The sequence below is a fragment of the Sebaldella sp. S0638 genome (assembly GCF_024158605.1).
Taxonomy (GTDB): Bacteria; Fusobacteriota; Fusobacteriia; order Fusobacteriales; family Leptotrichiaceae; genus Sebaldella.
In genome coordinates this window covers 1-9,353 of sequence record NZ_JAMZGM010000102.1, presented here as the reverse complement: position 1 = coordinate 9,353, position 9,353 = coordinate 1, and the positions used below count along the sequence as shown (strand labels likewise).

At 29.6% G+C, this 9,353-nt stretch carries 13 protein-coding genes; 8 read left to right on the top strand and 5 right to left on the bottom strand.

Going from position 1 to position 9,353, the window contains the following annotated elements:
• Positions 1–291 precede the first annotated feature (291 nt).
• The 4 genes from NK213_RS17625 (at position 292) to NK213_RS17610 (ending at position 2,449) form a co-directional block, all read left to right on the top strand.
• Positions 292–1,080, top strand: a complete 789-nt coding sequence (locus NK213_RS17625) for a Cof-type HAD-IIB family hydrolase (protein ID WP_253351631.1) — start codon at positions 292–294, stop codon at positions 1,078–1,080.
• Positions 1,081–1,092: 12 nt separating this feature from the next.
• A complete protein-coding gene (locus NK213_RS17620) occupies positions 1,093–1,608 on the top strand; it encodes a hypothetical protein (RefSeq protein WP_253351629.1) in 516 nt (171 codons plus the stop codon).
• Positions 1,609–1,680: 72 nt separating this feature from the next.
• Positions 1,681–2,094 carry an IS3 family transposase gene (locus NK213_RS17615; protein WP_253351627.1) on the top strand — a complete coding sequence of 138 codons (414 nt, stop codon included), beginning with the start codon at positions 1,681–1,683 and terminating at the stop codon, positions 2,092–2,094.
• 10 nt (positions 2,095–2,104) lie between these two features.
• Complete coding sequence (locus NK213_RS17610) at positions 2,105–2,449, top strand: transposase (protein ID WP_256478822.1); 345 nt, start codon at positions 2,105–2,107, stop codon at positions 2,447–2,449.
• Positions 2,450–2,569: 120 nt separating this feature from the next.
• Here NK213_RS17610 and NK213_RS17605 read toward each other — a convergent pair whose 3' ends face one another.
• Positions 2,570–3,139: a hypothetical protein gene (locus NK213_RS17605; RefSeq protein WP_253351624.1), complete on the bottom strand. Its 570-nt coding sequence runs from the start codon at positions 3,137–3,139 to the stop codon at positions 2,570–2,572.
• Positions 3,140–3,180: 41 nt separating this feature from the next.
• Between NK213_RS17605 and NK213_RS17600 the strand changes: the two genes are divergently transcribed.
• A complete protein-coding gene (locus tag NK213_RS17600) occupies positions 3,181–3,498 on the top strand; it encodes a hypothetical protein (protein ID WP_253351622.1) in 318 nt (105 codons plus the stop codon).
• Between the two features lies 1 nt (position 3,499).
• Here the strand turns inward: NK213_RS17600 and NK213_RS17595 are convergent, their stop codons facing one another.
• The gene (locus NK213_RS17595) at positions 3,500–3,748 is read right to left on the bottom strand and encodes a hypothetical protein (protein WP_253351615.1); all 249 of its coding nucleotides are present in this window, start codon (positions 3,746–3,748) and stop codon (positions 3,500–3,502) included.
• Positions 3,738–4,268: a hypothetical protein gene (locus NK213_RS17590; RefSeq protein ID WP_253351614.1), complete on the bottom strand. Its 531-nt coding sequence runs from the start codon at positions 4,266–4,268 to the stop codon at positions 3,738–3,740. The genes NK213_RS17595 and NK213_RS17590 overlap by 11 nt, the downstream gene beginning before the upstream one ends.
• 400 nt (positions 4,269–4,668) lie before the next feature.
• On the opposite strand from NK213_RS17590, the gene NK213_RS17585 reads away from it, so the two are divergent.
• Complete coding sequence (locus NK213_RS17585) at positions 4,669–5,142, top strand: DUF4189 domain-containing protein (protein ID WP_253351612.1); 474 nt, start codon at positions 4,669–4,671, stop codon at positions 5,140–5,142.
• Between the two features lie 73 nt (positions 5,143–5,215).
• Here NK213_RS17585 and NK213_RS17580 read toward each other — a convergent pair whose 3' ends face one another.
• Both NK213_RS17580 and deoC read right to left on the bottom strand, forming a co-directional pair.
• Positions 5,216–5,368, bottom strand: a complete 153-nt coding sequence (locus tag NK213_RS17580; RefSeq protein WP_253351610.1) for an AbrB/MazE/SpoVT family DNA-binding domain-containing protein — start codon at positions 5,366–5,368, stop codon at positions 5,216–5,218.
• 201 nt (positions 5,369–5,569) lie between these two features.
• On the bottom strand, positions 5,570–6,283 hold the full coding sequence (gene deoC / locus NK213_RS17575; RefSeq protein WP_253351608.1) for a deoxyribose-phosphate aldolase: 714 nt from the start codon (positions 6,281–6,283) through the stop codon (positions 5,570–5,572).
• 241 nt (positions 6,284–6,524) lie between these two features.
• Between deoC and NK213_RS17570 the strand changes: the two genes are divergently transcribed.
• Both NK213_RS17570 and NK213_RS17565 read left to right on the top strand, forming a co-directional pair.
• Complete coding sequence (locus NK213_RS17570; RefSeq protein ID WP_253351606.1) at positions 6,525–7,031, top strand: ClbS/DfsB family four-helix bundle protein; 507 nt, start codon at positions 6,525–6,527, stop codon at positions 7,029–7,031.
• A gap of 209 nt (positions 7,032–7,240) precedes the next feature.
• The gene (locus NK213_RS17565) at positions 7,241–9,307 is read left to right on the top strand and encodes a BglG family transcription antiterminator (protein ID WP_253351604.1); all 2,067 of its coding nucleotides are present in this window, start codon (positions 7,241–7,243) and stop codon (positions 9,305–9,307) included.
• Positions 9,308–9,353: the final 46 nt, after the last annotated feature.

Sequence of the window (9,353 nt, the reverse complement as noted above, 5' to 3'; positions counted from 1 at the left end):
TGTTTCCCTCCTAAATTCATTATCTGTAAATTATGTTAGTTATTTGTAAACACGTTAGGTAAAAAAAAACTTTTCTCTTTTTTGTTAACTAATTGATAACAATATGATACCTTGATTTTATAAATAGTCAATAGGTTAGTTCAAAAAAAATTTTTTATTCTGTCATAAAACTTATAAAAGCTATGAAAATAGAGGAAAAAAAGAAAAAAAATTTGCAATACTTAATTTTTTTTATAAACATATGATATACTATTTATAACAATAACTTTTAGTAGAAACGGGGTATATACCATGATAAAAGCTGTATTTAGTGATCTTGACGGTACTCTTCTTAATGAAAACGGTACTATTTCTGAAGAAACAAAAAAAATGATTGAAAAATTAAAAAAGGCGGGAATAAAATTTTTTATTGCCACAGGGAGAAGTTTTCTCGCAATGAAAAGATTTTATGACCATCTGGAGCTTGATACTGAGATTATAAATTATAACGGTGCGGTAATTCATGATTCAGAGGGGAAAAAGATATTTGAGCTTACTCTTGATGACTCTATTGCACGTGAATTAATTGATTACGGCAGAAAAAATAATTTGTATTATCATGGTTTCAGTAATGAAAAATGGTATCTTGAAGATTATAACGACACAGCAAAAGCTTATGGTACAAAATCACAGTTACAGGAAAATGTAATCAACTTTGATGATATGCCGAAACTTGATTTTAATAAAATGATGTTTATAAATGATGTGGACACTACAAAAACAGTAGATTCATATGTTGTAGAAAAATATAAGAATAAAATATACAAAGGTCTTTCAAGCCCTACTTTTCTGGAAATAATGAATCCTGATGTCTCAAAAGGAAACGGGATAAAATTTCTTCTTGAAAAATATGGCTTTCATCCTGATGAAGTAATAGCTTTCGGTGATGCAGAAAATGACCTTGAAATGCTTTTTTCAGTAAAATACGGAGTTGCAATGGAAAATGCCAATGACGATGTAAAGTCAAAAGCTGACTATATTGCAAAAAAAAATTCTGAAAACGGGGTTGCTTTATTTTTGGAAAACTTTTTAAAATTATAGGAGGATTGTTTTATGAGTATTAATAAACCTGATTTAAATGAATGTATACTGCTTTTTGAACCTGAACAGGAAGCTCTGGACTCATTTTTTGAAAAATACAAGGAAGAAATGAACAACCGCAATCTGGAAAAGGATTTGCCACTTGATGTTCTTTTTTCTTATCTTTTTGGCGTGATAGTGGACTGGCGTGAATATGACAGTGATATTATAAAATATTTCGGTGAATATATTCCTGAAAAGAATGTTGGTGTAAAAGAGACTGATGAGGGGCTGGATGTTATATATGACAATAATAATTTTGTTATTAAGCTTAGTTTCTCAGGTGCTGACAGATATATCACAATCCGTGGTTTTAACGGGATTATCAGTGATGACTATGAGATACGTCTGTTTGATTCTTCATTTTATTCAGATACACATGTCTTCCTGATATTGCCAAAGACTTGGTGGAATGAGCTGGACAGCCGTTTCGGAGAAAAAGTAAGCGGAATTTTTACTGTTATTACTGAAGGGTTGGATTTTCCTTAAACTGGATGGGTTATACACTAAACTGGACAGAAAAAATAAGTTGAAGCAGCTTGGAAAAGAAAATAATGATATTTGGGAACAAATAATAAAAAAATATTCAAAGATAATAGAAATAATTATGGAACCAGAAAGATAAAAATTGAACTTTCTAAATTAAAATATATAGTTTCAAGAAGAAAAATCAGTATAATAATGGAAAATATTGGTCTTGTATCAAGCTATACAAAAGCCAGTTACAAACCTGTTAATATGAAAATACCGGAAAATGAGACCGATAATCTTTTGAATAGAAAATTTAAAAGTAAAAATCCTCTAGAAATATTGGTAAGTGATTTCACATATATCAGAGTAAACAGCAAATGGAGCTGCATTTGTCTTTTTGTTGATATTTTTAACAGACAGATAGTCGAACAGTGTAGAAAGAAAAAAGAATGCAAAATTAGTATACAGAGCCTTAGCAGGAATAAAAGGAAATGTAGACAATGAAAAATATCAGTTGGCAGTATATAATGGTGAAAGAGAGTTATTGACAGTATTGAAAGATAGGAAATCGTCAACAATAAGAGCTTATAAAGTAGGTTTAGAAGAATTAATAGAAGATTTATCCAAATCAGGAATAAAAGAATGTATGTATTTATCGAAGACTTATAGAAATTGGTATTTAGAAATAGTAAATTCATTTGAAACAAGGATAGATAATGGATTTGTAGAAGGTTACAATAATAAAATAAAGGTAATAAAAAGGGTCTCATATGGGATCAAAAGTTTTGAAATACTCAAAAAACTGATACAATTGAAGATTTCATCTGATGTTGATTATTTTTTTGACCCCACTTCTTGACAGAGAACCTTTTAAATGAAAGAAAGTAATTGATATTATCAGCTGCCTTTATACACAAAAATCAGGATTTTATAATTAAAAAATAAATTAAAAAAATAATGATTCAAGGTACACGTTTATTTATAATTCTATTTTTATTTCTATGTCTGGTTTACCTGTCGCAAAATTTCTTAATGGTGCATTTTTTAATAAATAGATGTTTTTTTGTACTCCACTTTTGACAGAAGTTGCATTAAAAAAAAACGAGTTTCCATCATCAACCATTCCAACGTCAGCTATTTCTGCACTCATCAACATATCCTCTCTACTTCTTCTTGTACTCGACTGTATTGCTCTTGTTACTCCTGTTGATGTTCCTGTTAAAACTTCAACATATAAATTCATATGCCCACAAGTCTCATGATATAATTTTTTCCAACCCGGAGAAAAATCTCTATTAAATCTTGATTTAAATAATGAAGTTAATTTTTTGAAAAGGGATTTTAACACCTTATTTGGTTCTGTATATATAAATAGTGCTGTTGAATAAAAGTCCATTAACACCGAAATTCTTCCATTATCCGTTCTTGAGTCGTAGACCATTTCATATAAAATCTGATATGTTGTTATTGATTTGCTTGTTTTTATTACGATACTTGCAACTGTAAAATTTATGGTATTCCCTCTACGTGCTGTATATGCTATACTCATATATAAGATACCTCATTTCAATTTAATTTTAAGGAGAAAATATGGAAATAAACAAAAAAGATATAATTAACAACACTAAAAAAATAGCATTTTTAATTATTCCTTTTATCACTGTTCCCTTTATTTATGAAATTTTCATTGCTTATTCTAAAAATTTGTTTAATTCAGGCTATTGCAATGTACTAAATTTCAGGGCATTAGAACATTTAAAACTTGTAAATACTTGTTCAGGAATTTCCAATAATGTTGGGGCAGATTCTTTTTTATCTGGTGCTGGGTTAGTTTTTGGTATTCCTTTATATTTACTAAATGCATTAAACTTTGCATTGTATTTAAAATACAGAAGAAAAAGAAAATAAATCACTTTATCTTATATCTTGGAAGCTTTGTTATAAATAAAATTAGTATCACAAAAATTATAATTTTTATCTCATGAAGTGCTTTATCATCTCTGTATCTTAATACAAAAATATCTATTGTTACAGGCACTACAAAGCAAAAAAAACAATAGAAAATTAAAAAGAATCGTGTTCCCTGATAAGCCAAATATACTATAAGTTTTATAATCATATCTAATATTTTTGTGAAACTTATTTTTTTATAATCCAAAAGAATTAACCTCCAAACTATTTTTTTCTGTATTAAATCTACTCTGTTTTAGTATCATGGTAAAATAACCATTTCCGCCCACATCAAAAGATTCTTGATAATAGTCACATTCCATTTTCTCAAACTTATATGTTCTTATATTTGTTTCACTAAGTTTTACTGTCACTTTCACATCTTTTAAATAGTCGTCTCCGCACCATTTCTTACTCCAATCAAATAATTTTTTTGTATTTAAGCTATTAGTATTATATAAATTACCTGCAAATGTTGCTAAACTCGACAGTGATGTTAAAGATGAAAAATTAAAATTTAAAAAGCTATTTATACCATCTTTTACCATATTTTGAATACTATTTGAATCTGAAAATATACTACCTGTTATTTTTAGTGTTGTTTCAGGGTCTCTATTCGGACCATTATGATTGCAATCATGTACAAAAGAAAAACTTGTTATTTCCCAATCCTTTAAACTTAGGTTATTCATGACATCTTTACCTACAAAATCAATTCTATAATTCATGAAGAAACTCCTCTCTAAAATAAATTTCATTTTATTATAACATAAAATAAAAATGTTTATTGAAAAAACTATAAAATCATTTGTATTTAATTAAAAATAAGAAAATTTTATGAAATGAAAGATGTATATTTATGGTTATTTTTTTAATGTAACTTCATATAAAAAGTGTGTCCGATAATCCCCATTATGAATAAACACGAAAAACCTGCTAACTAAAGTCACGTTTTTTTTTAATTATTTACTTCTAATTTTCAAAAAGTTTACTACTCACTTCATTCGCAAATTTATGTTATATTTCTCAATATTTCTAATACTTCAACAGTTTTTATTGATTTTATTTACTAAATAAACTATAATTTATTTAGTATTTAGTTATATAAAATTATTCAAAGGAGAATATATGAAAAAATTATTATTATTTATAACAATGTTGTTTGCCCTAACATTCATTTGTTCCGCTAACACTATTCCGCTGGAACAATGTGCTGGTGGCAGCTATCAGCCTGTTGGTCAATACCCAACATATAATAATTATGGTGGAGGATCTACTTATTATATATATAAAGAATTTGCCTATGATAAAAATACTGGGACATGCGGCAGTGGAAAAAATGTAAAAAGAAGTAGTGCTAAAAAGACTGCTTTAACAAATTGTGGAACAACCTTCTCTGGTGAAGGATTTGTCATTACTTCATCTAATGGTATTGTTTTGAGTATTAAAACTCGTAGCCTAGAGTACACAAAATATAAGGAAAATATAGCCAAATCACTAGAAAAATGTAGAGATAAAGGTGGAACTAATTGTAAAGTTATATATGATACAAAAAATTTTCACTATGATGCAACCAAGGATTATCCTGATAGAGGTTGGTAGACATTGAAATAAATCTCCCTTATAAAAGTATAAAATAAAAAAATTATCCTGAAAGCATTTTATGAACTTTTCTCTAAAAAGCTGCTTTATCATGTTTTTTTATTAAGATTCCATTATCCTTAATTTCAAAATCAATTTCATCTCCTGATTTTATATTTAAACTATCTAAGATCTCCTTTGATATCAAAGTTCCATAAGAATTTCCTATTTTTATTATGTTTGACATTTTTCCACCTCTGCAGAACCATTTTTGTGAAAAAACTACTGGTAAAAACCTTGATTCTGATTTTAAGGGCTTAAAACGGTTCTGAGAGAAAGAGAAGGGGATAACATCAAAATGATATTATCCTTATTCTATCTTCAGTTGTTTATTTTTGTAATAAAATCCTTAGCAGAGATTTTATCGGTAACACAGGCGATACCCCTGTTATTTTTCCATCCCCAGAACAACAGGAACAGATTTATAACCAATGCCCATACGGTCAATTCCCATATTAATCAGTGTAAGGAAGTGTTCTCTTGTGCGAATACACCCGCTGCCTTTGATTTTGCACTTATCCCCCACTTCCTCCATCATTATTTTAATAACTTCCGGGGTTGCCCCGTGTGCCTCAAAGCCTGTGAGAAAACCTGTACTTGTCTTAATGAAATCCACACCGGCATTAATACAGCACCGACATGTTTTTCTTATCTGCTCTTCATTAAGAGCATCAGTCTCAAAAATCACTTTTAATTCTTTTCCGTATTTGTGTGCTGTATCTGCACAGGCTTTCAGATCCTTTGTCACTGCTTCATAGTCGCCGCTTCTGATCAGCCCGAAATTAGCTACAATATCGATTTCTTTCACAGTATCGTATTTTGCAGCTGTTTCTATTTGTTTCAGCCTTGACTCCGTGGAGCTTGTACCAAAGGGAAAATCGCAGACAGGACATAATGTTGTCACACTGTCTTTTACAAAAGGACTGCAAAGCTCCAAATAACCTGGATTAATGCAGATTGTGGCACAGCCTAACCGAACTCCGTCTTTAGTCAGACTTATAATCTCTTCTTTTGTAAATTCCGGTTTTAGTACAGAATAATCAATGTACAGAGCTAATTCTTTCAAATCCATTTCTTCGGCTTTTTTATCAATTTTTTTCATATCGTCTCCTTTTCTTAATAAATTTATTTTATTATTCATGGTAACAATACTGGTCTTTTTTATTTTTCTGAAAATATTTTTTGATAAGTCATGACTTTTTGGTTAGTTTGATATGTATATTTACATTCTAACTCATATCACAAAAAAATCAAATAAATTTATCACCTTAAATCAGTAATATGACATTATTTTGTCATATTTTTCAAGGTATAATTAAAAGAAAGAAACGGAGTGTGATATTATGCCAAGACCGACAACAAAAGACGAACTTCTTTCGTTAAGTAATAAAAATTATCATAAATTAACAGATTTAGTGGATTCTCTCTCAAAAGAAGAACAGGAAATGAATTTTCCTTTTGAGGACAGGGATAAAAATATAAGGGATGTATTAGGACACCTTCATGAATGGCATCTTATGATGATAAAATGGTACACAACAGGTATGAAAGGTGAAAAGCCTGTTATTCCGGCAGAAGGCTATACATGGAAAACTCTTCCCGATTTAAATGCTGTTATCTGGAAAAAATACCAGAATGTAAGTCTGAAAGATATCAGAAAAAAACTTGATAACAGCCATCATGAGATAGAAAAAATAATAAAAAGCCACACTAATGACGAACTTTTCACAAAAAAACTTTATCCGTGGACAAAAACTACTTCTCTTGGTGCCTACTTTGTTTCAAGTACTTCCAGCCATTATGACTGGGCAATAAAGAAAATACAAAAGTTTACCAAAAGCCTTAAATAAGGGCTTTTTTATTTTATAATACATTTTTTGTGTATTTAAGTCTACATTTCTACCATGCTGCTGTACTTGTCTCATTGTCTTTCACTTTACTTTTATCAAGCCTTTCTGACTTTTTTAATTTAAAAAAATATTTTTATTGCAATTTTTTTTGCAACACTTTGTAAATTGATTTATGAAAAAAAGATGGTAACATTTTAGTGGTGATGAAAATGCTTAATCAAAGAGAAATGAATATTCTAAAATATTTAATAAAAAAACCATCCTCCAGATATAAAGAACTGGCGGAGATATTTCAGATATCCGAAAGGACTATCAGATACAATGTGGATAAAATTAATCTGTTTCTTCATAAGAGCAAACTTGAAGAAATACAGATAAAAAACGGGAACTTATTTTTTAATACTGAACAGGAGCTTTCTGGGATAAATTCTTCATTAAACAATTCATATATCCTGAATCAAAAAGAAAGAACCGAGATTCTGAAACTGCTTTTTTGTTTTTCAAGAGATATTAATCTCACTAAGGCAGCAGACTATCTAAAAGTCTCAAGAACTACCATTAAAAGTGATTTTGAAATTTTGAAAAATGAAATAAAAGATATCAATTTCAGCATTAAATACAGACAGAACAAGGGTTTTTACATCAGCGGAAGCAAAAAACACATCAGAAGTTTTCGGCTGGAAATATTCTCAAAATTTATTTCCATATATATAAAAGAACTTTATTTATCGAATTTTGACAAAATTATTTATGAACTTTTTCAAAATAATATTCCTGAAAAATCAGGACAGCAGATAAACTGTTTTATCCGTGAACTGGAAAAGAAGTTCTCCCTGAATTTTTCGAATAACTCTTACGAAATACTGTATTCCCTTATTCTATGTTTTTTGGTAAATGACAAAAGCGATACTGTTTCCAAGCAGAGTGACTATGACAGCATTAACAGTTCCTTTTTGGAAAGTACAAAAGAATATGCTGTGGTCAGAGACACATCAAAGGAATTTTCGGAATTGATCAGTATAAAATTTTCAAAATACCGGATCATTGAAATAACTGATTATATCCTTGGAATAAGTTTATGCAACTTTGATATTTCACTGGTTAACAACTGGATAAATGTGGAATTTCTGGTTCAGAGCCTTATAGCTAATTTTAACAAATATCTGGAAATAGACATCTCCGGGGATAAAACTTTGTTTAACTGTCTCTTATATCATATCAAGCCTACATTATACAGGATAACTAAAAAAATCAAACTGGAAAATACTGCTTTTCGTGAATTGATAATTAATCAGGATCCCACACTGGAAATTGTAAAAAATGCCGTGAATGATATGGAAAAAGCCCTGAATATAGAATTTACCGAAGAAGAACTCGCTCTTCTTGCATACCACTTTAAGGCATCAATAGAACGAAATACATATGTATATCCAAAAAAAGTTATTCTTGTATGCGGTCTGGGTTATGGAAGTTCACGCCTTTTGGAACAGAACCTCAAAGAGCATTACAACCTTGATATAGTTGATGTTCTCCCGTATCATCAGCTGGAAGATGCATTGAAAAATTATAATAACATCGAGCTTATATTTACCACTATTAACATAAAAAATAATTACGGGATTCCTGTTATCAAAATTAGTCCCCTTCTAAAAAAGGAGGATATAGAAGAAATTGAAAAATACAATATTTTAAAAAATGATAACAAAATTTCTCTTATCAAGCTGATGGATGTTATTGAAAAAAATGTAACTCTGGACACCAGAGACAAAGAAAATCTAATAGCCGGAATAAGAGAAAACTTCAGTCATAAAATTATAGACGACTCAGAAATAAAACCTGAAAATTTTCATAACTTAATTAATGAAAATAATATAAAAATTATTGACAGACTTGACAGCTGGTCTGATGCAATAAGAGTTTCCGGGGAACTTCTGATAAAACAAAATTATGTTACCGAAAATTATATAGATGAAATGAAAGAACTTGTAGAAAGATTCGGTTCATACATAGTGGTCGCTGACGGGATTGCGATTCCCCACGGGGCAATAGGAAAAAACGTAATCAATGACGGTGCTGCACTGCTTATTTTGAAAGAGGCTGTTAAATTCGACGACGGTGAAATGGTAAATATTTTTATTCCTTTTGCCACACGCGGGAAAAAGCTTCATTCAAAACTGTTAAATGAAATTTTTGACATTATAAAAAGAAAAGAACTGAAAGATATACTTCTGAGTCTTGAAACAGAACAGGAAATAACAGAATATCTAAATCATTAAAACATTACGGCCGTAATTAAAATAAATTTTTAAGGAGAAAATACTT

Coding starts and splice junctions, on each gene's coding strand:
- NK213_RS17625 (WP_253351631.1), top strand. CDS start 292: ATGATAAAAGCTGTATTTAGTGATCTTGACGGTACTCTTCTTAATGAA.
- NK213_RS17620 (WP_253351629.1), top strand. CDS start 1,093: ATGAGTATTAATAAACCTGATTTAAATGAATGTATACTGCTTTTTGAA.
- NK213_RS17605 (WP_253351624.1), bottom strand. CDS start 3,139: ATGAGTATAGCATATACAGCACGTAGAGGGAATACCATAAATTTTACA.
- NK213_RS17600 (WP_253351622.1), top strand. CDS start 3,181: ATGGAAATAAACAAAAAAGATATAATTAACAACACTAAAAAAATAGCA.
- NK213_RS17590 (WP_253351614.1), bottom strand. CDS start 4,268: ATGAATTATAGAATTGATTTTGTAGGTAAAGATGTCATGAATAACCTA.
- NK213_RS17585 (WP_253351612.1), top strand. CDS start 4,669: ATGAAAAAATTATTATTATTTATAACAATGTTGTTTGCCCTAACATTC.
- NK213_RS17580 (WP_253351610.1), bottom strand. CDS start 5,368: ATGTCAAACATAATAAAAATAGGAAATTCTTATGGAACTTTGATATCA.
- deoC (WP_253351608.1), bottom strand. CDS start 6,283: ATGAAAAAAATTGATAAAAAAGCCGAAGAAATGGATTTGAAAGAATTA.
- NK213_RS17570 (WP_253351606.1), top strand. CDS start 6,525: ATGCCAAGACCGACAACAAAAGACGAACTTCTTTCGTTAAGTAATAAA.
- NK213_RS17565 (WP_253351604.1), top strand. CDS start 7,241: ATGCTTAATCAAAGAGAAATGAATATTCTAAAATATTTAATAAAAAAA.